This window comes from Halomonas aestuarii (genome assembly GCF_001886615.1).
GTDB classification, from domain to species: Bacteria; Pseudomonadota; Gammaproteobacteria; order Pseudomonadales; family Halomonadaceae; genus Halomonas; species Halomonas aestuarii.
On the sequence record NZ_CP018139.1, the window covers coordinates 2445964 to 2468310 of the forward strand.

Annotated in this window: 27 protein-coding genes; 18 read left to right on the plus strand and 9 right to left on the minus strand. The window is 68.4% G+C overall.

The window, feature by feature from the left end:
• Positions 1 to 10: 10 nt before the first annotated feature.
• The 6 genes from rpsR (at position 11) to BOX17_RS11390 (ending at position 3925) form a co-directional block, all read left to right on the plus strand.
• Positions 11 to 238 (plus strand): 30S ribosomal protein S18, encoded by a 228-nt coding sequence (rpsR, locus tag BOX17_RS11365; protein WP_016853668.1) that lies wholly within the window; start codon positions 11 to 13, stop codon positions 236 to 238.
• 13 nt (positions 239 to 251) lie between these two features.
• Positions 252 to 1103, plus strand: coding sequence for a YybS family protein (locus BOX17_RS11370; protein ID WP_071944624.1), 852 nt, complete (start codon positions 252 to 254; stop codon positions 1101 to 1103).
• Between the two features lie 16 nt (positions 1104 to 1119).
• The gene (gene rplI / locus BOX17_RS11375) at positions 1120 to 1566 is read left to right on the plus strand and encodes a 50S ribosomal protein L9 (protein WP_071944626.1); all 447 of its coding nucleotides are present in this window, start codon (positions 1120 to 1122) and stop codon (positions 1564 to 1566) included.
• Between the two features lie 169 nt (positions 1567 to 1735).
• Positions 1736 to 3124, plus strand: a complete 1389-nt coding sequence (gene dnaB, locus BOX17_RS11380; RefSeq protein WP_071944628.1) for a replicative DNA helicase — start codon at positions 1736 to 1738, stop codon at positions 3122 to 3124.
• A gap of 70 nt (positions 3125 to 3194) precedes the next feature.
• Positions 3195 to 3488, plus strand: coding sequence for a hypothetical protein (locus BOX17_RS11385; protein WP_071944630.1), 294 nt, complete (start codon positions 3195 to 3197; stop codon positions 3486 to 3488).
• 134 nt (positions 3489 to 3622) lie between these two features.
• Complete coding sequence (locus BOX17_RS11390; protein WP_071944632.1) at positions 3623 to 3925, plus strand: DUF6482 family protein; 303 nt, start codon at positions 3623 to 3625, stop codon at positions 3923 to 3925.
• Between the two features lie 35 nt (positions 3926 to 3960).
• Here BOX17_RS11390 and BOX17_RS11395 read toward each other — a convergent pair whose 3' ends face one another.
• Positions 3961 to 4356 carry a thiol-disulfide oxidoreductase DCC family protein gene (locus tag BOX17_RS11395; RefSeq protein ID WP_071944634.1) on the minus strand — a complete coding sequence of 132 codons (396 nt, stop codon included), beginning with the start codon at positions 4354 to 4356 and terminating at the stop codon, positions 3961 to 3963.
• Positions 4353 to 5948, minus strand: a complete 1596-nt coding sequence (locus BOX17_RS11400; RefSeq protein WP_071944636.1) for a cryptochrome/photolyase family protein — start codon at positions 5946 to 5948, stop codon at positions 4353 to 4355. The genes BOX17_RS11395 and BOX17_RS11400 overlap by 4 nt, the downstream gene beginning before the upstream one ends.
• Positions 5949 to 6085: 137 nt before the next feature.
• On the opposite strand from BOX17_RS11400, the gene hemH reads away from it, so the two are divergent.
• Positions 6086 to 7174, plus strand: a complete 1089-nt coding sequence (gene hemH, locus BOX17_RS11405; RefSeq protein ID WP_071944638.1) for a ferrochelatase — start codon at positions 6086 to 6088, stop codon at positions 7172 to 7174.
• 18 nt (positions 7175 to 7192) lie between these two features.
• Here the strand turns inward: hemH and BOX17_RS11410 are convergent, their stop codons facing one another.
• From BOX17_RS11410 to BOX17_RS11435, 6 genes are read right to left on the minus strand one after another with little or no spacing between them, the layout of a single operon-like run.
• On the minus strand, positions 7193 to 7582 hold the full coding sequence (locus BOX17_RS11410) for a Na+/H+ antiporter subunit G (protein ID WP_071944640.1): 390 nt from the start codon (positions 7580 to 7582) through the stop codon (positions 7193 to 7195).
• Between the two features lie 21 nt (positions 7583 to 7603).
• On the minus strand, positions 7604 to 7873 hold the full coding sequence (locus tag BOX17_RS11415) for a K+/H+ antiporter subunit F (RefSeq protein WP_071944642.1): 270 nt from the start codon (positions 7871 to 7873) through the stop codon (positions 7604 to 7606).
• A complete protein-coding gene (locus tag BOX17_RS11420) occupies positions 7867 to 8364 on the minus strand; it encodes a Na+/H+ antiporter subunit E (protein WP_071944644.1) in 498 nt (165 codons plus the stop codon). The genes BOX17_RS11415 and BOX17_RS11420 overlap by 7 nt, the downstream gene beginning before the upstream one ends.
• Positions 8361 to 9872: a monovalent cation/H+ antiporter subunit D gene (locus tag BOX17_RS11425; protein WP_071944646.1), complete on the minus strand. Its 1512-nt coding sequence runs from the start codon at positions 9870 to 9872 to the stop codon at positions 8361 to 8363. Before BOX17_RS11425 ends, BOX17_RS11420 begins: the two co-directional genes overlap by 4 nt.
• On the minus strand, positions 9869 to 10207 hold the full coding sequence (locus tag BOX17_RS11430) for a Na+/H+ antiporter subunit C (RefSeq protein WP_071944648.1): 339 nt from the start codon (positions 10205 to 10207) through the stop codon (positions 9869 to 9871). Before BOX17_RS11430 ends, BOX17_RS11425 begins: the two co-directional genes overlap by 4 nt.
• Positions 10207 to 13038 (minus strand): monovalent cation/H+ antiporter subunit A, encoded by a 2832-nt coding sequence (locus tag BOX17_RS11435; protein WP_071944650.1) that lies wholly within the window; start codon positions 13036 to 13038, stop codon positions 10207 to 10209. Before BOX17_RS11435 ends, BOX17_RS11430 begins: the two co-directional genes overlap by 1 nt.
• A gap of 362 nt (positions 13039 to 13400) precedes the next feature.
• Here BOX17_RS11435 and BOX17_RS11440 point away from each other — a divergent pair, with 362 nt between their 5' ends.
• From BOX17_RS11440 to rloA3, 5 genes are all read left to right on the plus strand, one after another.
• A complete protein-coding gene (locus tag BOX17_RS11440; protein WP_071944652.1) occupies positions 13401 to 13553 on the plus strand; it encodes a DUF2256 domain-containing protein in 153 nt (50 codons plus the stop codon).
• Entirely contained in the window at positions 13550 to 14848 is a 1299-nt protein-coding gene (locus tag BOX17_RS11445) for a DASH family cryptochrome (protein ID WP_071944654.1), read from the plus strand. Before BOX17_RS11440 ends, BOX17_RS11445 begins: the two co-directional genes overlap by 4 nt.
• On the plus strand, positions 14848 to 15300 hold the full coding sequence (locus BOX17_RS11450; protein ID WP_071944656.1) for a DUF3429 domain-containing protein: 453 nt from the start codon (positions 14848 to 14850) through the stop codon (positions 15298 to 15300). Before BOX17_RS11445 ends, BOX17_RS11450 begins: the two co-directional genes overlap by 1 nt.
• A 70-nt stretch (positions 15301 to 15370) precedes the next feature.
• Positions 15371 to 16636 carry a lytic murein transglycosylase gene (locus BOX17_RS11455; protein ID WP_071944658.1) on the plus strand — a complete coding sequence of 422 codons (1266 nt, stop codon included), beginning with the start codon at positions 15371 to 15373 and terminating at the stop codon, positions 16634 to 16636.
• A gap of 21 nt (positions 16637 to 16657) precedes the next feature.
• The gene (gene rloA3 / locus BOX17_RS11460) at positions 16658 to 17206 is read left to right on the plus strand and encodes a retropepsin-like aspartic peptidase RloA3 (RefSeq protein WP_071944660.1); all 549 of its coding nucleotides are present in this window, start codon (positions 16658 to 16660) and stop codon (positions 17204 to 17206) included.
• 21 nt (positions 17207 to 17227) lie between these two features.
• Here the strand turns inward: rloA3 and BOX17_RS11465 are convergent, their stop codons facing one another.
• The gene (locus tag BOX17_RS11465) at positions 17228 to 17941 is read right to left on the minus strand and encodes a 16S rRNA (uracil(1498)-N(3))-methyltransferase (protein WP_071944662.1); all 714 of its coding nucleotides are present in this window, start codon (positions 17939 to 17941) and stop codon (positions 17228 to 17230) included.
• 99 nt (positions 17942 to 18040) lie between these two features.
• Between BOX17_RS11465 and phaR the strand changes: the two genes are divergently transcribed.
• From phaR to coq7, 6 genes are all read left to right on the plus strand, one after another.
• Positions 18041 to 18505 (plus strand): polyhydroxyalkanoate synthesis repressor PhaR, encoded by a 465-nt coding sequence (gene phaR, locus BOX17_RS11470; protein ID WP_071944664.1) that lies wholly within the window; start codon positions 18041 to 18043, stop codon positions 18503 to 18505.
• A 70-nt stretch (positions 18506 to 18575) separates the two neighbouring features.
• Positions 18576 to 19868: a phosphoribosylamine--glycine ligase gene (gene purD / locus BOX17_RS11475; RefSeq protein WP_071944666.1), complete on the plus strand. Its 1293-nt coding sequence runs from the start codon at positions 18576 to 18578 to the stop codon at positions 19866 to 19868.
• A 37-nt stretch (positions 19869 to 19905) separates the two neighbouring features.
• A complete protein-coding gene (locus BOX17_RS11480) occupies positions 19906 to 20340 on the plus strand; it encodes an acyl-CoA thioesterase (RefSeq protein WP_071944668.1) in 435 nt (144 codons plus the stop codon).
• Positions 20340 to 21212: a phosphoribulokinase gene (locus BOX17_RS11485; RefSeq protein ID WP_071944670.1), complete on the plus strand. Its 873-nt coding sequence runs from the start codon at positions 20340 to 20342 to the stop codon at positions 21210 to 21212. The genes BOX17_RS11480 and BOX17_RS11485 overlap by 1 nt, the downstream gene beginning before the upstream one ends.
• 36 nt (positions 21213 to 21248) lie before the next feature.
• Positions 21249 to 21590, plus strand: a complete 342-nt coding sequence (locus BOX17_RS11490; RefSeq protein WP_071944672.1) for a histidine triad nucleotide-binding protein — start codon at positions 21249 to 21251, stop codon at positions 21588 to 21590.
• 73 nt (positions 21591 to 21663) lie between these two features.
• Positions 21664 to 22308, plus strand: a complete 645-nt coding sequence (gene coq7, locus BOX17_RS11495) for a 2-polyprenyl-3-methyl-6-methoxy-1,4-benzoquinone monooxygenase (RefSeq protein ID WP_071944674.1) — start codon at positions 21664 to 21666, stop codon at positions 22306 to 22308.
• Positions 22309 to 22347 lie beyond the last annotated feature (39 nt).

A 22347-nucleotide genomic window follows, 5' to 3' on the forward strand; every position in this document is an offset into this window, starting at 1 on the left:
GAGACTTCCCATGGCACGCTTTTTCCGTCGCCGCAAGTTCTGCCGCTTTACCGCTGAAGGCGTGAAGCAGATCGACTACAAGGATCTGGACACGCTCAAGGCCTACATCACCGAGACCGGCAAGATCGTTCCCAGCCGCATCACCGGGACCAAGGCCCGTTATCAGCGCCAGCTGTCCACCGCCATCAAGCGGGCACGCTACCTGGCGCTGCTGCCCTACACCGATAGCCACCAGTAAAGCTCCGCGCGTGATGTTGCCCGTTGCCCGCTGGATGATGCGCGGTACGCCCAATGCCGCCCTCGGGGCCGCCGCGGCCACCGCCATTCCCTGGCTGTTCTGGTTGGGGGCCGCCGTGGTGGCCCTGGTCACGCTGCGACACGGCCTGGCCGCATCGCTGCCCGTGATCATCGCCGCGGCCGTACCGGCCGGCTGGTGGTGGACCCAGGGAGATGTCATCCCGCTGGCCAGCGTGCTGCTGGTCGTGCTGATGGCGGTGGTGCTTCGCGCACGGCTGCGCTGGAGCGAGGCCGCGATCGCCGGCACCCTGGCCGGGTCGGCGATGATCCAGCTCGGCATCTTCCTGCCGCCGGGCGGGGCCAGCCTGGTGCTGGAGCAGCTGCGCCAGGGCTCGCCGGATATCGCGGCGATGCTCAGTGAGCTCTCCCGGCAGGGCATGGACACCGAGCACCTGGCCGGCCTGATGATCAGCGGCGTGACCGCGCTGATCGTGCTGCTCGCCGCCGTGGCCTGCCTGGCCCTGGCGCGCGGCTGGCAGGCCGGGCTCTACAACCCGGGGGGGTTCCGCGAGGAGTTCCACGCGCTGCGCCTGCTGCCCCGGGAGCTCGCCGTGCTGGTGGTGCTCGGGGTGTTGGGCGTGGTGCTGGGGCTTCCCGCCCTGGGCATGCTCGCCTGGGTGCCGCTGCTGGTGGCGGGCATCGCGCTGGTGCATGGTTTTATCGGATTGAAGGGAATGAACGGGCTGTGGCTGGTCGCCTTCTATGTGCTGCTGATCACCACCTGGCCCATGATTCTCATTGTGCTGCTCCTGGCCTTCATCGATACGTTCGCGGATTTCCGCGGACGACTGGCCCGCAGCCACTGACAAGAGGTTTACGAGAATGGACGTCATTCTGCTCGACAAGATTGGCAAGCTGGGCGGTCTGGGTGACCAGGTCACCGTCAAGCCCGGTTACGGCCGCAACTACCTGGTCCCCTACGGCCTGGCCGTGCCGGCGACCAAGGACAACATCGAGGCCTTCCAGGCCCAGCGTGCCGAGCTCGAGGCCCAGGCCGCCGAGCGCAAGGCCGTGGCCGAGGCGCGTGCCGAACAGCTCAACGACATCGAGCTCTCCCTGGTCTCCAAGGCCGGTGAAGAGGGCAAGCTGTTCGGTTCCATCGGTCCGCGTGACCTGGCCGAGGCCATCTCCAGCGCTGGGCTCGAGGTCGCCAAGAGCGAAGTGCGCATGCCGCAGGGCCCGATTCGCCAGACCGGCGAGTACGACATCGACCTGCACCTGCACGCCGAAGTCGACGCCACCGTGCGCGTGGTGGTCGTGGCCGAGTAAGGCCGATGCCGATGGCACGCTCCCCGGGGCGTGCCTCGACAGGGGGCGAGGAGTGAATCCTCGCCCCTTTTTTTGTGGGCGTGTATGTGGGCATGTTGGTGGGCATGGGGTCGCCGCCCGCCATCGGGTAGAATGTGCCTGCCCCTTTCCCCTTGCAGGTCTGCGCACCATGAACGAACCCCTCGCCATCGACCAGGAAACCGCCGCCCTCAAGGTTCCGCCCCACTCGGTGGAGGCCGAGCAGTCGGTGCTCGGTGGCCTGATGCTCGACAACCAGGCGTGGGACAACGTGGCCGACCGCCTGGTGGCCGACGACTTCCATCGCTACGAGCACCGCTTGATCTTCAACGTCATGGGGGGGCTGGCCGAGGCGGGGCGGCCGCTGGATGTGGTGACCCTCTCCGAGGCCCTGGAGGCGCGCGACCAGCTCGATACCGTGGGAGGCCTGGCCTACCTCGCCGAGCTGGCGCGCAACACCCCCTCGGCGAGCAACATCCGCGCCTACGCGGACATCGTTCGCGAGCGTGCCACCCTGCGCAAGCTGATCCGCGCGGCCAGCCAGATCGCCGACGGCGCCTTCAGCCCGCAGGGGCGCCCCGCCGACGAGCTGGTCGACGAGGCCGAGCGGCTGGTCTTCCAGATCAGCGAGGAGCGACCCAAGTCGGGCGGCCCCATCGGCATGAGCGAGCTGCTGACCAAGGCCGTGGACCGCATCGACGAGCTCTTCAACCTGCAGGGCGAGATGACCGGCCTCTCCACGGGCTTTCGCGACCTCGACGAGATGACCTCGGGCCTGCAGCCCTCGGACCTGGTGATCATTGCCGGGCGCCCCTCCATGGGCAAGACCACCTTCGCCATGAACCTGGTCGAGCATGCGGTGATCTCCAGCGACAAGCCGGTGATGGTGTTCTCCATGGAGATGCCCGCGGACTCGCTGATGCTGCGCATGCTCTCCTCGCTGGGGCGCATCGACCAGACCCGGGTGCGGACCGGGCAGCTGGAGGACGAGGACTGGCCGCGGCTCACCTCGGCGGTGAATCTGCTCAAGGACAAGCAGCTGTTCATCGACGACACCGCGGCCCTGTCGCCTAACGAGATGCGCTCGCGGATCCGTCGGGTGGTGCGCGAGCAGGGCAACCTGTCGCTGATCATGATCGACTACCTGCAGCTGATGCAGATCCCCGGCTTCTCGGAGAACCGCACCGGCGAGATCTCGGAGATCTCCCGCTCCCTCAAGGGGCTCGCCAAGGAGTTCGGCTGCCCGGTGGTGGCGCTCTCCCAGCTCAACCGTTCCCTGGAGCAGCGGCCCAACAAGCGCCCGGTGATGTCGGACCTGCGCGAATCCGGCGCCATCGAGCAGGATGCGGACATCATCGGCTTCGTCTATCGCGACGAGGTCTACAATCCGGATAACCCCGACAACCAGGGGCTGGCCGAGGTGATCATCGGCAAGCAGCGTAACGGCCCCATCGGCACGGTGCACATGGCCTTCATCGGCAAGTACACCCGCTTCGAGGACCTGGCGCCGGACAGCTACCGCGAGGCCTTCGGCGAGTGACGGCGCCCTTGAGTCCCGCCCTCGGCCCCGTATAATGCCGTCCCCTTGAATCCCACAGGAAGGAGGCACCATGGCAGGCGGATTCCGACGCGGCAATCGCCAGCGAACCCCGAAGCTCGAGGGGCGCGGCGAGCTCCAGTCGATGGAGCGTGAGGGTCCCTTCAAGGAGTGGCTGGGGATGCCCGACCTCTACCGTTACCACCTGGAGGTGGACGGCGAGTCCTACAGCTACCAGACCGAGGACCCCGAGTTGCCGGTGCAGGTGGGCGACCGGGTGGTGTTCCGCTACAAGGAGACCAAGGCCGGCAAGTGGGTCGACCGCAACTCGCTGGGCAAGGCGATCGACCCCTCCGAATATCAGTAGGGTCGGAACCTCGCGAGGCGGCCAGTGTCATTGGAAGATAACGTCGGCGACATGAGGCCGTCATCGGGGGCCGCCAGGCTTTGCCCGACCGGCGATCTCGACATCACCGACCCGGACATCAGGAGGATGCACCCATGGAATTCCAGGAACTGAAGGCCTTCGTGGCGGACCACGACAACTTCGAGATTCGCGTGATCGGCCATGCCGGCAGCCGCTTCTACCAGGTCGAGCTCGAGGACGTGGAAGGGCAGCGCCACATGCTGTCCCGCACCGGCAAGCCGATCCTCTACCGCTCGCTGGAGGACGTCTACAACGAGCTCAGGCGGGCGGGCATCCATCGCGCCTACCTCGTCCAGCAGGTCCCCCACGACGAGGTGATCGGCCGCGAGACGCACTATCAGGATCCACTGACCTCGCGCATGCCGCTGGTCTTCTGAGCGATCCCGGCGCCTGTCGCGCTATCCTTTCCGCGCTATCCCTTGCCCCGCCGTTCCAGCCAGCGCCCCAGGCGAACGCGACGGCGGGCGAACCAGCGATACCCTGCATCCATCAGCCCACCGAGCCCCGGCAGGGTGCTCAGCCACACCAGCCGTCGATAGCCCAGCACCGCATACAGGGCCCGGCTGGCGTCCATTCCCACGAACCATCGGCCGTCGTCGTCCTGGACGTGCAGCCGGCCCATCATCGCCTCGAAGCTGCTGCCCAGGGGCTCGGCATCGAAGTCCGCGGCCTGGATGTCCACCAGCCTGACCCGCGCCCGGCGCGGATGACGCGCCAGCCAGGCCACCTCGCGCTGGCACAGCGGGCAGTGGCCGTCGTGGAAGAGGGTCACCGGGGCCCGGGCCCCCAGGGTCTCGCGGCGTGTCATGGTGTCGTCTCCTCGGCGTCATAGCCCGCCCGGTGCTCGTTCTGGGCATAGGCGGGTGGATAGGCGGGCGCGGCATCGAGCCGGCCCAGGAAGGCGCCAGCCTGGCGTCGAAGGGCGTCGCGCCGCTCCTGCTTCATGCGCGACAGGCTGCCATAGATCAGCGTCATGCGCGGGTTGGTGCTCAGGGTGTCGGCGTGGCGCTCGAGGAAGTCCCAATAGAGGCTGTTGAAGGGGCAGGCGTCCTTGCCGATGGCCTGCTTGGGGTCGAAGCGACAGTGCCGGCAGTGGTCCGACATGCGATCGATGTACTTCCCCGAGGCGCAGTAGGGCTTGGAGCCCATCAGTCCGCCATCGGCATGCAGCACCATGCCCAAGGTGTTGGGCAGCTCCACCCACTCGCAGGCATCGGCATAGACGGCCAGGTACCAGTCACACAGGGCCTCGGGGGCCACGTCGCACAGCAGGGCGAAGTTGCCGGTGACCATCAGGCGCTGGATATGGTGGGCATAGGCATGGTCGCGGGTCATCTCGATGGCCCGTCGCAGGCAGCGCATCTCGGTCTCGCCGCTCCAGAAGAAGCTCGGCAGGCCGCGCTCGGCCCCCAGGGCATTGCCGCGCTTGTAGTCGGGCATGCGCGTCCAGTAGAGCCCGCGTACATACTCCCGCCAGCCCAGCACCTGGCGGATGAAGCCCTCGGCGGCATTCAGCGGGGCGCGACCCTCGCGGTATTCGCGCTCGACCGCCTCGCATACCTCCCGGGGCGAGAGCAGCCCGAGGTTGAGCGCCGCGGAGAGCCGGGAATGGTAGAGGAAGGGCTCGCTGTCGCTGATGGCATCCTGAAAGCGGCCGAACGCCGGCAGCCGGTGCTCGAGGAAGTGCTCCAGCTCGTCCAGGGCCTGCCGGCGGGTCACCGGCCAGTGGAAGCCCTCGAGGCGCCCGAAGTGGTCGTCGAAATGCGTCGCCACCAGCGCCAGCACCGCCTCGGTGGTGGCGTCCCGGGCGTGTCGGGGAGGCGCGGGAAAGCGAGCCTCCGACGGCAGGGGCTCGCGGTTGTCATGGTCGAAGTTCCATCGGCCCCCGGCGGGCTCGGCGCCCTCCATCAGCAGGCCGGTTCGTCGGCGCATCAGGCGATAGAAGTGCTCCAGGCGGGGCGCCTTGCGCCCCCGGGCCCAGGCATCGAACGACTCGGGCGTGCTGAAGAAGCGATCGTCCTCGAGCAGGCGCCAGGGCAGGGGCGCCTCGACGCGGGCCTGCATCGCCTGCCACAGGCGCCACTCGCCGGGGCGCACCGCACGGATCTCGTCGCAGCTATACAGGCCGGCCAGGCGCTCGGCCTCGCCGATCAGGTCCTGGACGTTGTCGTCATCCTCCAGCGCGCTGTAGTGGACGACGTGGCCGCGCTCGCGCAGTTCCTCGGCGAAGTGGCGCATGGCCGAGAAGATCAGAGCGATCTTCTGGGGGTGGTGGGGCACATAGGTCCCCTCGGCGGCCACCTCGCACAGGGCGATGACGGTGCCCTCCGGCAAGTCTCGCAGGCTGGCGAGCTCGTGGCTCAGCTGATCGCCGAGGAGCAGAATCAGGGGTCTGGACATGAATTGACCAAGGGTTGTACAAGTGGTTGTGATAGTATAACTCGATTCCGCGAGCGTGCCTGCCGGTGGTAGGCTCTAGGCCTGACCGGAACACCGCGACACCCCGTTCACTCGTGCCACCACAAGGATCGCGCATCATGGCTGCCCCCGAGTCCCCTTCACTTGCCTCCGACCTCGACCGACCCGGCGAGGGACGCCTGACCCATGCCCCCGCCGACCACCCCGCCGTGCCCAGGGGCAAGGTCGGGGTGGTGCTGGCGAACCTCGGTACGCCGGATGCCACCGACTACTGGTCGATGCGTCGTTATCTCAACGAGTTCCTCTCCGACAAGCGCGTGGTCGATTACGCCGACTGGAAATGGCAGCCCCTGCTGCAGCTGGTCATCCTCTCGCGGCGGCCCTTCACGTCAGGGGAGGCCTACCGCGGGATCTGGAACACCGAGCAGGACGAGAGCCCGCTGCTGACCATCACCCGGGAGCAGACCCGCAAGGTGGCCGAGGGGCTGGCCGAGCGTCACGGCGACCGGGTGGTAGTGGACTTCTGCATGCGCTACGGCAACCCCTCCACCGACAGCGTGCTGCGACGCCTGCAGGCCGAGGGCTGCGAACGGATCCTGTTCTTCCCGCTCTACCCCCAGTACGCCTCGCCGACCACGGCCACCGCCAACGACCAGGCCTTCCGCACCCTGATGAAGCTCAAGTGGCAGCCCGCCCTGCGCACCGTGCCGGCCTACTTCGAGCATCCCGCCTACCTGGACGCCTTGGCGAGCTCGGTGCGCGAGGCCTTTGATGCCGCCGAGACGCCGCCGGAGGTGCTGGTGGCCTCCTACCACGGGGTGCCCAAGCGCTACCTGCTGGAGGGCGATCCCTACCACTGCCAGTGCCAGAAGACCACGCGGCTGCTGCGCGAGCGGCTGGGCTGGGAGGTGGGGGCGATCCAGACGGCCTTCCAGTCGAAGTTCGGCCCCGAGGAGTGGGTGGGGCCGGCCACCGTGGAGCACGTGGCCGAGCTGGCCCGCCAGGGCAAGAAGCACATCGCGGTGATCTCGCCGGCCTTCTCGGCCGACTGCGTGGAGACCCTCGAGGAGATCCAGGAGGAGATTCGCGACAGCTTCCTCGAGGCCGGCGGCGAGACCTTCACCTACATCCCCTGCCTCAACGCCCGTGACGACCACGTCGATGCCCTGCTCTCGGTGATCGAGAACGAGCTCGGCGGCTGGGTCTAGGGCGGAGAGGGCCGGGGGTCAGTGCCCCCGGTCCGGGTGCAGCACGGGCTTCTCGCCCACTTCCTCGCGGTGCAGTTCCACGGGCTTGCCGCGCGTCTTGTGCACGTGCTTGAGCTTGAGGTGCAGGCCCGTCTTGGCCAGCAGGTGGGCGCTAACCGGCGCGGTGATGAACAGGAAGAGGGTGATCAGCAGTTCCTGGAGGATGGGCTCGCCCTGGAGGGTCGAGAAGTAGAGCATCGAGCCGATCAGGATGCAGCCGATGCCCAGGGTGGTCGCCTTGGTGGGGCCGTGCAGGCGCATGTAGAAGTCGCGCAGGTGGGCCATGCCCAGCGAGCCGATGAAGGCGAAGAGGCCCCCGGCGATCAGGAAAAAGGAAATGACGCCTTCGAGGATCACGTAGAAGTTCATGGTTGCTCCGACGGTGCTGGCCTATTCGATGATGTCGCCACGCAGGATGTACTTGCAGATCGCCACCGTGCTGATGAAGCCGAGCATGGCGATCAGCAGGGCCGCCTCGAAATAGGTCTTGGTGTTCAGCCACAGCCCCATCAGCACGATCAGCGCGATGGAGTTCACGTACATGGTATCCAGGGCCAGGACGCGGTCTGGCAGGTCCGGCCCGATGGTCAGGCGGAAGGTATTCATGAGGATGGCCATCAGGACCAGCGTCAGGCTGATCGTCAGGGCGATGTCTAGCATTCGTAGATCTCCTTCAGCGGCCGCTCGTAGCGCTCGCGTATTGTCGCGATCAACGCCTCCTCATCCTCCACGTCCAGGCTATGGATCAGCAGCGTCTTGCCGTCCAGGCGCATGTTGGCCGATACCGTCCCCGGCGTCAGGCTGATGGTGTTGGCCAGCAGCGTGATGGTGAAGCGATCCTCCAGCATCAGCGGGTATTCCACGAAGGCCGGCCGCATGCGCTGCCGGGGATTGATGATCAGCCAGGCCACATGCAGGTTGGCGACGATGATGTCCCCCAGCACGCGCAGCACGTAGAGCAGCAGCTTGCCCGGCTTCTTGACATGGGGCTGGGCGTCCCAGAAGCGGTGGGTCAGCAGCGGGATGGTCAGGGCGAGGAAGCCGCCCAGCAGGATGTGGCCCGGCGCGATGCTGCGGGCCATCATCAGCCAGACCACCAGCAGCAGGACCGAGAGCAGGGGCAGGGGGAGCCAGGGACGGGGTTTGATCATGGAGACTCTCCGGCATCGGACAGGACGGCGCGCACCAGGATGTCGGGGTCGGCCAGCTGGTCGGCGGTGGCACGGGTATAGTCGCTGACCGGTCCGGCCAGGGCGACCAGCAGCGGCGAGGCGGCGAGCAGCAGGCCGACGCCCAGCCAGCGGGGCCGCGAGAGCGTCACGCCGCCGGCCTCGCCCGCGTGGCTACGCCAGAACAGCGTCGAGCCTGCCCGGGAGAGGGCGATGATGGCGGCGAGGCCGGTGGCGAGCAGGATCGGCCACAGCCACGGCTGCTGCCAGGGCTCAGCGGCGTTCAGCAGGAGGGCCTTGCCGAGGGCGCCCGACAGCGGCGGCAGGCCGGCCACCGCGATCGCCCCGGCGAAGAACAGCCCGGACAGCCAGGCCCCGTGAAGCATGGGACGACCCTTGACCAGCCGCGTGCCGGCCTTGCCCCGCTGGAGGCCGATCATCTCGGCCAGCAGGAAGAGCCCTCCGGTCACAAGGGTGCTGTGAACCAGGTAGTAGAGGAGGGCGCCGGTGGCCGCCGGCGATCCCATGCCGATGCCCGCCAGCAGCGTGCCCACCGAGACCAACACCAGATAGGCCACCAGCAGGCGCAGGTCCCGGGCGGCGAGCACGCCGATACCGGCCACCACCATCGTCGCCAGCGATAGCCACCAGACCCAGGGGCGCTCGAGGGCCTCCAGGGCCCCGGCGTGCTCGCCGAAGACCAGGGTATAGACCCGCAGGATGGCGTAGATGCCGACCTTGGTCATGATCGCGAACAGCGCCGCGACCGGGGCCGGGGCGGCGGCATAGGCCCGCGGCAGCCAGAAGTAGAGGGGCAGGATGGCGGCCTTGAGGCCGAACACCACCAGCAGCATCAGGGCGCCCGCGGTGACCAGGCCCGACCGCTCGGCGGGCAGCTCGGACAGGCGCATGGCCATGTCGGCCATGTTGAGGGTGCCGGTGGCGCCGTAGAGCACGCCCACGCTGATCAGGAACAGCGACGAGCCGGCCAGGTTGAGCACCACGTAGTGCACCGCCGACTGGATCCGCGACTTGCCGCCCCCATGGATCAGCAGCGCGTAGGAGGCCAGCAGCAGCACCTCGAAGAACACGAAGAGGTTGAACAGGTCGCCGGTGAGGAAGGCGCCGTTGATGCCCATCAGCTGCAGCTGGAAGAGGCCGTGGAAGTTGCTGCCGCGCTCGTCGTCACCGGCACAGGCGAAGATCACGCAGCCCAGAGCCAGCACCGAGGTGAGCAGGACCATCAGGGCCGAGAGGCGGTCGAGTACCAGCACGATGCCGAAGGGCGGTTGCCAGCCGCCCAGGGCGTAGTAGGTGACCTCGCCGCCGGCGGCCCGGGCCAGCATGAACAGGGCGACCACCACCAGCAGGGCGGTGGCCGTGACGCCCACCGTCCGATGCGTGCGCATGGCGCCATGCCTGCTGCGCAGCAGGAACAGGCCCACCAGCAGCGGCAGGACGACGGGAAGTACGATCAGGTGCTGCATCACCGGTGAGGCTCCTCTCGCTTGCGACCGTCGACATGGTCATTGCCCAGCTCGCTGCGGGCGCGCATGGCCAGGATGACCACGAAGGCGGTCATGGCGAAGCCGATCACGATGGCCGTCAGCACCAGCGCCTGGGGCAGCGGGTCGGCGAAATCGGCCTTGCCGTCGATGATGGCGGCGCCCCCGGTCGTCAGCCCGCCCATCGAGAACAGGAAGAGGTTGACCGCATAGGAGAGCAGGGTCAGCCCGACCACGACCGGGAAGGTCCGGCCGCGCAGTGTCAGGAAGAGCCCGCAGGCGGTCAGCACGCCGGTGGTGATGGCATAGAGGCTTTCCATCAGTGTTTCTCCTTGCTGGACCGGGAGAGGTTCTCGTCGGTGGCCGGGGCGCCCTTGGCCGGGCTGTGCGCCGTGGTGACCTTGCCCAGGTTGGCCAGGATCATCAGGGTGGCACCGACCACCGCCAGGTAGACGCCCAGGTCGAAGAGCATGGCGGTGGCCAGCTCGAAGTCGCCCACCAGCGGCAGGTGGAAGTGGCCGAAGGCCGAGGTCAGGAACGGCTCGCCGAACAGCCAGCTGCCCACGCCCGTCAGGGCGGCGATCCCGACCCCCGCGATGGCCACCGGCTGGTATTCGAACTGCAGCCGCTCCTGGGCCCACTCCACGCCGCGGGCCATGTAGAGCAGGATCAGCGCCACGGCGGTGACCAGGCCGGCGATGAAGCCGCCACCGGGCAGGTTGTGTCCGCGCAGGAAGATAAACGCCGAGACCAGCAGGGCCAGGGGCAGCAGCGCCATGGAGATGGAGGTCAGGATCATCGGGTAGCGGTCCAGGGACCACAGGCGACCCTCGGCATCACTGTGGGGCATGAACAGGCGCAGCCGCCGGAGCAGCTTGAAGATGGCCAGCCCCGCCAGCGCCAGCACGGTGATCTCGCCCAGGGTATCGAAGCCGCGGAAGTCAACGAGGATGACGTTGACCACGTTGTGGCCCCCGCCGCCGGGCACGCTGTTGTCGAGGAAGAAGCTCGAGATGCTGGCGTTGTCGCGGGTCAGCACCGCGTAGTTGAGGCTGGCGACCGCCATGCCCAGGGCAACGGAGAGGACGGTGTCACGAAAGGTGCGCGTCGCGGAGGACTCCCTGGCCGTTCGCTGCGGCAGGAAGAACAGCGCGAGCATGAGCAGGATCATGGTCACCACTTCCACCGACAGCTGGGTCAGCGCCAGGTCGGGCGCGGAGAAGCGGGCGAAGGTCAGCGATACCAGCAGCCCCACCACGGAGAGCATCAGCAGCGAGATGAGGCGGTGGCGGTGGGCGACCACCGTGCCCAGACCGCCGAAGACCATCAGGGCCGCGCCCACCAGCAGGACACCGTCCACCGGCCGTTGTGGCTGATCGCCGGTCAGGCTCGGCATCATCGACAGTCCCAGGCCGCCGAGGAGCAGGGAGGCCAGCAGCAGCAGGCCCACGTAGCGCTGCAGGGAGCCGTTGTCGATCCCCTGCAGCAGGGTCTCGGCCCGCCGGGCGAGACCCTGCATGGCTCGCTCGAAGACGATCCGCGCATCCACCGGGGCGAAGCCCTGCAGGAAGCGGCGCAGGTCCGGGTGTCTCCAGTAGGCGGTGAGGCCGGCGACGATCGCTATCCCGCTCATGGCGAGCGGCAGGTTGAACCCGTGCCAGATCGCCAGGTGGAAGTCGAGGGATTCTCCCAGCACGGCCTGGGTCGCGAGGTCCATCAGCCCGCCGGCCATCAGCGAGGGGAAGAGGCCGACCAGCACGCATAGCGTCACCAGCAGTTCCATCGGGGCGCGCATCATGCGGGGCGGCTCATGGGGGGACTTCGGGGGCGCCTCCTTCGCCGGCGCGAAGAAGACCGCATGCACCAGCCGCAGCGAGTAGGCCACCGAGAGGATGCCGCCCAGGGTCGCCAGCAGGGGCATCAGCCAGCTCAGGCCGCCCAGCACCGGGGTGGCCAGGGTCTCGGTGAAGAACATCTCCTTGGAGAGGAAGCCGTTGAGCAAGGGCACCCCGGCCATGGCGGCGCCCGCCAGGGTGGTCAGCAGGGCGGTGACCGGCATGGCCCGCCGGAGTCCGCCCAGGCGCTTGAGCTCACGGGTGCCGGCCTCGTGGTCGATGATGCCCGAGCTCATGAACAGGGCCGCCTTGAAGGTGGCGTGGTTGAGGATGTGGAAGAGCGCGGCCAGCACCGCCATGGGGCTGCCGATGCCCAGCAGCACCGTGATCAGGCCGAGGTGGCTGACCGTGGAGAAGGCCAGGATCCCCTTGAGGTCGGTCTTCATCAGCGCGAACCAGGCCCCGTAGAGCATCGTGGTCATGCCGATCAGCGAGACCACCACCGTCCAGAGCTCGCTCCCGGCGATGGCCGGATGCAGGCGTGCCATCAGGAAGATGCCCGCCTTGACCATGGTGGCCGAGTGCAGGTAGGCCGAGACCGGCGTCGGGGCGGCCATGGCGTGGGGCAGCCAGAACTGGAAGGGGAACTGGGCGGACTTGGCGAAGGCCCCCAGCAGCACCAGGCCCAGCATCCAGGGGTAGCGCGGGTCGGCGAGGATCTCGCTGCCGCTCGCCAGCACCTCGTCCATGGAGAAGCTGCCGACGATGTCACCCAGCAGCAGCAGGCCGGCCAGCAGCGCCAGCCCGCCGGCGCCGGTCACGGCCAGGGCCATACGCGCGCCCTTGCGGGCGTCGCTGCGGTGCGACCAGTAGCCGATCAGCAGGAAGGAGGAGATGCTGGTCAGCTCCCAGAACAGCCACAGCAGCAGCAGGTTGTCGGACATCACGATGCCGACCATGGAGGCCATGAACAGGATGAGGTAGGCGTAGAAGCGCCCGAAGGGCTCCTCGGGCGACAGGTAGTAGTGTGCGTAGAGCAGGATCAGCAGGCCGATGCCGAGGATCAGGATATTGAAGAGCAGCGACAGGCCATCGAGCCGGAAGGCCAGGTCCAGGCCCAGTGTCGGCACCCACTCGATGGAGAAGCGCAGTGCCTCCCCCGCGACCAGGGCGGGGACCTGGCTCAGGGTCAGCAGCAGGGCCAGGGCGGGCAGCAGTGCGGTCGTCTGTGTGCAGTAGCGTCGGCCGCGTTTCTGGGTGAACACGGGTACCAGCACCCCCAGCAGGGGAAGCAAGGATATCCACAGCAATATCATCGGTCAGTCATCCTGCGAGGCTCCGGGTACTGAGGAAGCACAGTGCTTGCCCATGGCAAAGGATGACGCGAATGACCTGTGGTCGCATCCCGTACCTGGGTCGCGCGCTTCCCATGGCTTGGCTCCCTTCCACTCTAACGTAAAGGGGCCCCTCACGCCGCCTCCTTGCCTTTCAACTCTTTACCCCTGTGTTTGATCGTTCATAGCGGTGGGGGTGGAAACCGGGCCTTGTTCCCCGTCATGAAAGCGGGACGCACTGATGGCACCTGTCGCGTCAGAAGATTGTGTGGGGGCGGCAGGCGGTATTATTTGTACAAATACTGTACTATTATTTATCGGTGTTCACTTTTCGAGGCTGTCCCATGCACCGCAAGCCGCATCTCCCCCACAAGGTTTGCGCGTATTGCGCCCGTCCTTTCGCCTGGCGACGCAAGTGGGCGCGCTGCTGGGAGGAGGTTCGCCATTGCAGCGAGCGCTGTCGCCGCGACGCACGACGTCCGGAGCATACGCCATGAGCCGGACGCTGATATGGCTGCGCAGCGATCTGCGCCTGGCCGACAACCCCTTGTTCCAGTTCTCGACGCCGCCGGAGGCACTGCTGTGCGTGTACGTGCTGGACGAGGTGTGGCTGACCCCCATGCCCGGCCTCGAGGCACCGCGCATTGGGCCGGCGCGCCTGCAGTTTCTCTGGCAGAGCCTGATCGAGCTGCGCGGCGAACTGCTCAAGCGCGGCAGCGACCTGCTGGTGCGCATCGACGATCCCGTGGAGGCGGTCGTGGCCCTGGTCGACGAGCACGAGATCGACGAGGTGCGGGTGCGCGCCGACGCTGGCTGGGAGGAGCGGCAGGCCACCGCGCGAATGGCCGAACGGCTGGACGGTGCCGTGTCGCTCTCCCGCCACGACAGCGGCACGCTGTTCGACGAGGCCTCCCTGCCCATGGCCATCGCCGACCTGCCCGGCAGTTTCTCGGCCTTCCGCCGCAAGGTGGAGCGCGACTGGTCGGTCCCCGGCGCCGTCCCGGCGCCGGTGACCCTGCCCAGCTGGCCGGCGGGTGCCCCGCGAGGCTTCCCTCCGCTTCACAAGGTCTGCGGCCGGGCGGCCGCCTGGGCGCCGGACCGTCGGGGCAACTTTGCCTTTGCCGGGGGAGAGGTGCCGGGATGGGCGCGGGTCGATCACTACCTCTGGGAGAATGGTGACGTGGCGCGCTACAAGCAGACCCGCAATGGGCTGTCGGGCGCGTATTTCTCCACGCGGTTCTCGCCCTGGCTGGCCCAGGGATGCCTGTCCGCGCGTCAGGTGCATGACGGCGTGCGGGCCTGGGAGGCCGAGCACGGCGCCAACGACTCGAGCTACTGGATCCTCTTCGAGCTGCTGTGGCGCGACTACTTCCACTGGGCGGCGTGGCAGGAGGGGGCGTCGCTGTTCGGCCGGCGCGAGCTGCCGGCCCCCGACGACGCTGTCCGCGCCTGGTGCGAGGGTCACACCGGGGTGCCCTTCGTGGATGCGGCCATGCGCGAGCTGGCGACTACCGGCTGGCTCTCCAATCGGGCGCGCCAGAACGCGGCGAGCTACCTGATCCGTGACCTGGGGGGCGACTGGCGGCTGGGCGCTGCCTGGTTCGAGCACTGCCTGATCGACTACGACGTCGCCAGCAACTGGGGCAACTGGCGCTACCTTGCCGGGGTAGGACGAAGCAGTCAGCCGCGTGCCCTGGACGTCCATGACCAGGCCGAGCGCTATGACCCCGAGGGCGCCTACGCGGCCCTCTGGGAGGCGTCGCGCCCGGCCCCTCGCCCGGAGGTCTCGTGATGCGTGCCGCGATCCCGCGTCTTCCGCTGTGGCTTGGCCTCGCCGGGCTGCTGCCCTTCCTGGTGAGTGCGGCGGCGGCCTGGCTGGCCCCGACCGCCTGGCAGGTCCTCGCCATCCGCGCCTTCCTCGGCTATGGCGCGGTGATCCTCTCCTTCCTCGGCGGTGTTCAGTGGGGCGTGGCCATGTGCCGTGAACGTCCCGGCGAGGACGCCTTCCGGGTGCGGATGCTGCTCGCCATGGTGCCGAGCCTGGTGGCCTGGCCGGCCCTGCTGCTGCATCCGCTCACCGGCGCCTGGGTGCTGGTCGCGGGCTTCGTGCTGGTGCGCGGCCACGAGCTGTCCCGGGAGGGGCGGGCGAGACTCCCCGACTGGTACCAGTCCCTGCGTACCCTCCTGACCCTGGTGGTGCTGGCCTGTCACGCCCTGGTGATCTGGCGCCTCGGCGGCGCGTGAATGGTCTGGCCTGGCGGCCGGTTCTGGGCGATGATCGGGCGATTCATGGACATGTCCCGCAGGAGCAACGATGAAACGGATGCTGACCCCCTCCCTGCTGCTGGTGCTGCTGGCCGGCTGCCAGGCGGCCCCGACCGGCGAGAACAGCGTGGCCCGGGCAGAGGAGCGCGATGCGGCGACCACGGTGGCCGTGGTCGACACGGCCGAGCAGGCCGCCTCGGAGGATTTCGATGCCTGGCTGTCGCGCTTCCGGCAGGAGGCGCGGGCCGAGGGCATCTCGGCCTCGACACTGTCGAGGGCCCTGGAGGGCCTGCGTTATCGCCCGCGGGTGATCGAGCTGGACCGCTCCCAGCCCGAGTTCGTGCGCCCGATCTGGCAGTACCTGGACAGTGCCGTCTCGGCGACCCGGGTGACCAACGGGCGGCAGCGCCTGGACGCGCATCGCGACACGGCCCGCGAGATGGAGCGGCGCTATGGGGTGCCGCCCGAGGTGATCGTCGCCATCTGGGGCATCGAGAGCAACTATGGCAGCAACTTCGGCGACTTCTCGACCCTCGAGGCCCTGGCCACCCTGGCCTTCGACGGTCGCCGCCACGACTTCGCCCGGGCCGAGCTGCTCGCCGCGCTGCGCATCCTGGACAAGGGGGATATCACCCCCGACCGCATGCTCGGCTCCTGGGCCGGTGCCATGGGTCACACTCAGTTCATGCCCTCCAGCTTCGAGGCCTATGCCGTGGACGGCGACGGCGACGGGCGGCGCGACATCTGGGGCAGCATCCCCGACGTGATGGCCTCCACCGCCCACTACCTGGATCGGGCCAGCTGGCAACCGGGCCAGCCATGGGGCGTTGAGGTCCGGCTGCCCGATGGCTTCGACTACGCCCAGACCGAGCTGACCCACCGTCAATCCAGCCACGAGTGGGCCGAGCGAGGCGTACAGACCCTGAGCGGTGATCCCCTGCCCGACTTCACCGCTGCCTCGGTGCTCGTGCCGGGCGGTGCCGAGGGGCCGGCCTTCCTGGTCGGGCCCAACTTCCGGGCCATCCTGCGCTACAACAACGCCACCAGCTACGCCCTGGCGGTGGGCACCCTAGCCGACGAGATCGCCGGTCGCGAGGGCGTGGTGCAGGGGTGGCCCCGCGAGCAGCAGCCGCTGAGCCGGCGCCAGGTACGTGAGATGCAGCATCTGCTCAATCAGCGCGGATTCGAGGTGGGGGACCCGGACGGCATCATGGGCCCCAATACCCGCCGGGGCCTGCGCGAGTTCCAGGCCGCCATCGGCACCACGCCGGATGGCTTCGCGACCCTCAGTCTGCTCCAGCGCCTGCAGCGCTGAGCCCCGTTCCCGGAGGTGATCATGCTCCCGTCACGATCCTGCCTGTCGCTGTGTGCCGCCCTGCTCCTCGGGGGCGTGGCGCCCGCCCTGGCCGCCGACCACCACGGGATGTTCGGCTGGGTCGAGAAGGCGATCCTCAAGCCCTGGGGCGTCGAGGTGAAGGCCAAGCTCGACAGCGGGGCCCTGACCTCGTCGCTGGACGCCCGTGATATCGAGACCTTCGAGAAGAACGGCGACGAGTGGGTCCGCTTCCGTCTGAAGCTCGAGGACGAGGCCAGTGGCGAGGTCTTCACCGAGCGCATGGAACTGCCGCGGTACCGCGACCTGAGGGTGCGGGGGGCGGGTGGCGTCGATGAGCGGCCGGTGGTGCTGATGAACGTCTGCCTGGGCGGCACCGTCTACGAGGAGCAGTTCAGCCTGCGCGACCGCGGAGAGATGAACTACCCGCTGCTGCTCGGGCGACGCTCCATCGGCCACCTGGGGCTGCTCGACGTGCGCGAGACCTTTCTCACCGACCCCGAGTGCGACGAGGACGCCCCCTTCGTCCCCCACGACCCCGACGAGGAGTAGGGCGCAAGCTGCCGCCAGGGATCAGAAGAGCCGGGCCAGCAGGGCGGTGACCGCGGTCTCAACCCGCAGGATGCGCGGCCCCAGGTGGATGCCCTCGCAGCCGGCCTCGAGCAGTTGTTCCACCTCCCAGGGGATGAAGCCCCCCTCCGGCCCCACCAGCAGCAGGGCGGGTTCGTCGAGGCCGCGGGGGCAGTCCAGGGGCATCCCCGGATGGGCCACCAGGCCACGCCGGCCCTCGAGCAGGCCCGGCAGCCGATCCTCGACGAAGGGGCGGAAGCCCTTGGCCAGGGTCACCTCGGGCACCAGGGTGTCGCGGGCCTGCTCCAGGCCCAGCACCAGATGGCGGCGGATCTTCTCGTCATCGAGTTCCGGCGACTGCCAGTAGCTCTTCTCGACCCGGCGCGTGTTGAGCAGGGTGATCCGCTTCACGCCCAGCGCGGTGACATGCTCCAGGCTGCGCGCCAGCATCCGGGGGCGGGGCAGGGCCAGCACCAGGTGTACCGGCAGGGCCGGCGGTGGCGCCTGGTCCAGGTCCGTGATGTCGAAGCGCGCCTCGCCGTCGTCCAGGGCCAGCAGTTGGCCGCGCCCCAGTCGTCCGCCTTCGATGCCCAGGATCAGGGTGTCGCCTGGGCGGGCGCGATGGACCTCACGCAGGTGCGCCAGCCGGCGCGGGTCTCTGACCCGAGCCAGGCGGGGCGTCTCGATGTCCTCGGGCGATAGCAGGATCAGGTTCATGGGGCCTCGCGTTGGTGGCTATGCCTTGCATGGTGGGTGTCGCGGTGCACAATAGCGCTACAGGGGCAGCCGCCTCTTCTGAGAACAAGGAGCAGCGCCGTGCGCGTGATTCGCAAGTATGCCAACCGCAGGCTCTATGATACCGAACAGAGCCGCTACGTGACCCTCGAGGACCTGCGAGGCCTGATCATCGACGAGGTGCCTTTCCGGGTCGAGGATGCCAAGAGCGGCGAGGACCTGACCCGCACCATCCTGCTGTCGATCATCATCGAGCAGGAGCAGGCCGACGGCGACGCGCAGGTGTTCTCCAACGATCTGCTCGCCCAGTTCATCCGGGTCTACGACATGGCCCAGCCGCTCCCCCTGGCCCGCTACCTGGAGCAGGGCACCAAGCTGATGCTCGAGCAGCAGCACCGCATGCAGGACCAGTGGCAGCAGGCCATGCGGCACTCGCCCATGGAGCTGATGCGCGAGCTGGCCGAGGAGAACATGAAGTTCTGGCAGAAGACCATCAACCAGGCCGGCGCCCCGAGCGACGACGAACAGGGAAAGGGCAAGCAGTGAGCGGCGTCGCGGGCGAGTTTCTGACATAATGCCGCGACGTTTCTTGCACGGTTCTGAGGTAGCACAGCGGATGAAGGTCCTGATCATCGGCGGCGGTGGCCGCGAACACGCCCTGGCCTGGAAGGTCGCCCAGTCACCCCGCGTGGATACGGTCTTCGTGGCGCCCGGCAATGCCGGGACCGCCCTGGAGCCCGGGCTGGAGAACGTCGACATCGGCGTCAGCGACCTGGAGGGCCTGGTGGCCTTCGCCCGCGAGCAGGGCGTCGAGCTGACCATCGTCGGGCCCGAGGCGCCCCTGGTCGAGGGCGTGGTCGACCGCTTCCGCGAGGCGGGCCTGGCGATCTTCGGCCCCACGGCGGGCGCGGCCCAGCTCGAGGGCTCCAAGTCCTTCACCAAGGACTTCCTGGCCCGCCACGCCATCCCCACCGCGGACTACCGCACCTTCACCGCGGTGGCGCCGGCCCTTGAGTATCTCGCCGAGAAGGGCGCGCCCATCGTCATCAAGGCCGATGGCCTGGCGGCCGGCAAGGGTGTGATCGTGGCGATGACCGAGGCCGAGGCCGAGGCGGCGGTGCGCGACATGCTCGAGGCCAACACCTTCGGCGATGCCGGCGCCCGGGTGGTGATCGAGGAGTTCCTTCAGGGCGAGGAGGCGAGCTTCATCGTCATGGTCGATGGCGAGACGATCCTGCCCATGGCCACCAGCCAGGACCACAAGCGGGTAGGCGACGGCGACACCGGCCCCAACACCGGTGGCATGGGGGCCTACTCCCCGGCGCCGGTGGTCACCGAGAGCGTCTACGAGCGCATCATGGAGCGGGTGATCCGACCCACCGTGCGCGGCATGGCCGAGGAGGGGCATGCCTACACCGGCTTCCTCTATGCCGGTCTGATGATCGACGCCGAGGGCAACCCCAAGGTGATCGAGTACAACTGCCGGTTCGGCGATCCCGAGACCCAGCCGATCATGCTGCGGCTGCGCTCCGACCTGGCCGAGCTCTGCCTGGCCGGGGCCCGCGGCGAGCTGGCCGGCCTCTCCTGCGACTGGGATCCGCGGTCCGCCGTGGGCGTGGTGCTGGCCGCGGGCGGCTACCCGGGCAGCTACCGCAAGGGGGATGCCATCGAGGGGCTCGACGCCGCCGAGGCCACCGGCTGCAAGGTCTTCCACGCCGGCACGGCCCAGCGTGACGGCCAGGTGGTCACCGCCGGCGGCCGGGTGCTCTGCGTCACGGCGCTGGGAGACGGTGTCGGGGCGGCCCGTGACCTGGCCTACCGGGGGGTCGCCGAGATTACCTGGCCCGACGTGCTCTACCGTCACGACATCGCCCACCGGGCCATCGCGCGGGAACGCGGCGACGCCTGACGACGAGCGGTTCCGAACACCAGGATCAGGAGCGAGCATGGAGCGTGTCAGACTGAGCTTTCCCGTCGATGACGTGGTGCACCGCCACCCGCTGACGGTGCGCATCACCGACATGAACTACGGGCGCCACCTGGGCCACGACGCGCTGATCTCGCTGCTGCACGAGGCCCGGGTCGCCGCGCTCGCCTCGCGTGGGCTTCACGAGTGGGACCTGGGGGGCTTCCCCTGCGTGGCGGCGGACCTGGCCGTGCAGTACCAGGCCGAGTCGCGCTGGCCCGATGCCCTGGTGGTGGAGACGGCCGTCCCGGCGCCGGGACGCAAGGCGATCGGCGTCTTCCACCGCATCCTGCGCGAGGCCGATGGCGCCACGGTGGCCACCGCCCGGATCAACCTGATGCTGATCGACCCCGAGAGCGGCCGTCCGGTGGTGATCCCCGATGCCGTGCGGGATGCCCTGGCAGGAGCGCGCTGATGTCACGGGAATATCCGATCATCGCCCTCACCGGCTCCTCCGGGGCCGGCACCACCACCGTGAAGCGCACCTTCGAGCGGATGTTCGCCCGGGAGGCCGTGCACGCCGCCTTCGTCGACGGCGATGCCTTCCACCGCTATACCCGACATGAGCTGGCGCGAATCCTCCTCGACGAGCCCGACCGCAAGGACGAGCTCTCCCACTTCGCGGTGGAGGCCAACCTGCTGGACCGGCTCGAGGCGCTGTTCCAGGAGTACGGCGAGCACGGCAACGGCACCTTTCGCCACTACATCCACGCCGAAGACAAGCAGATGATCGAGGCCGGCTACCAGGTCGGCACCTTCACCGAATGGCAGCCGCTGCCCTGTGGCACCGACCTGCTCTTCTACGAGGGCCTGCACGGGGGGCTGGTAACCGCCGAGCTCGACATCGCTCGCCATGTCGACCTGCTGGTGGGGGTGGCGCCGACCATGAACCTGGAGTGGATCCAGAAGATCGACCGTGACATGCGCCATCGTGGCTACTCCCAGGAAGCGGTGATCGACACCATCCTCGGACGCATGGACGACTACGTGCGCTACATCCAGCCGCAGTTCTCGCGCAGCCACATCAACTTCCAGCGGGTGCCCACGGTGGATACCTCCAATCCCTTCGAGGTCCAGGATATCCCCACCGACGCCGAGTCCTTCGTGGTCATCCGCTTCCGCGACCCGGCCACGGTGGACTTCCCCTACCTGCTGGCGATGATCCAGGATGCCTTCATGAGCCGCCCCCATACCCTGGTGGTGCCGGGCTCGCGGCTGTCGCTGGCCATGGAGCTGATCCTGGGGCCGCTGGTCCGCCACCTGCTGGCCCAGCGCCGCTTTCGCTGACGCCGGCACCGATCCTCACGCAAGGAGACACCGCCCATGGATTGCCTGTTCTGCAAGATCATCGATCGCGAGATCCCCGCCGACATCGTCTACGAGGACGAGCACGTGCTCGCCTTCAACGACATCAATCCCCAGGCACCGACCCACATGCTGATCGTGCCGAAGCAGCATATCGCCACCCTCAACGACATCGAGGAGGACGACCTGGCGCGCGTCGGGCGGCTGCAGTACACCGCCGCGAAGCTGGCCGCGGAGCAGGGCTTCGCCGAGGATGGCTATCGGGTGGTGATGAACTGCAATGACCAGGGTGGCCAGACCGTCTATCATATCCACATGCACCTGATGGGCGGTCGTCGCTTCACGTGGCCGGCTGGCTAGCTGGCGCCCTGCGGCTCGCGCCGCGCTCGATCGGGCGTACGACGCATCAGGTGCATACTCGAGAGATCCCATCATGACCCGCTCCCTTTCCCGTGCCGACAACCTCATCCACCAGTTCGATACGGTGCTTCGGACCCTGGTGCCCCGCGCGGCGACTCCCTCGCGGGCCTCTCCCGCGACCGAGGAGGTGTACGACGAGCCGATGACCGAGCAGGAGCGACGGCACGCGGCGGGACTGATGCGCATCAACCACACCGGCGAGGTGTGCGCCCAGGCCCTCTACCAGGGGCAGGGGATGACCGCCAAGCTGCCGGAGGTGCGCGGCCAGATGGAGCAGGCTGCCCAGGAGGAGATCGATCACCTGGCCTGGTGCGACGAACGGCTCCAGGAGCTGCACGACCGCCCGAGCCTGCTCAATCCGCTCTTCTACGCGGCCTCCTTTGGCCTGGGGGCCACCGCCGGCGCCGTGGGTGACCAGGTCAGCCTGGGCTTCGTGGCCGCCACCGAGGAGCAGGTCGGCCACCACCTGGAGGAGCACCTGGTCAAGCTGCCGCCGGGAGACCATCGCTCCCGCGCCGTACTCCGCCAGATGGCCATCGACGAGGCCCACCATGCCCAGCTCGCCCTGGAGGCGGGGGGCAGTCGCTTCCCTGCCCCGGTGAAGCTCGGCATGAAGCTGATGTCCAAGGTGATGACCACGAGCGTCTATCGCCTCTAGCGCCAGGACCCCTGGAGCAGAAAACCCCGCCGGATTCGA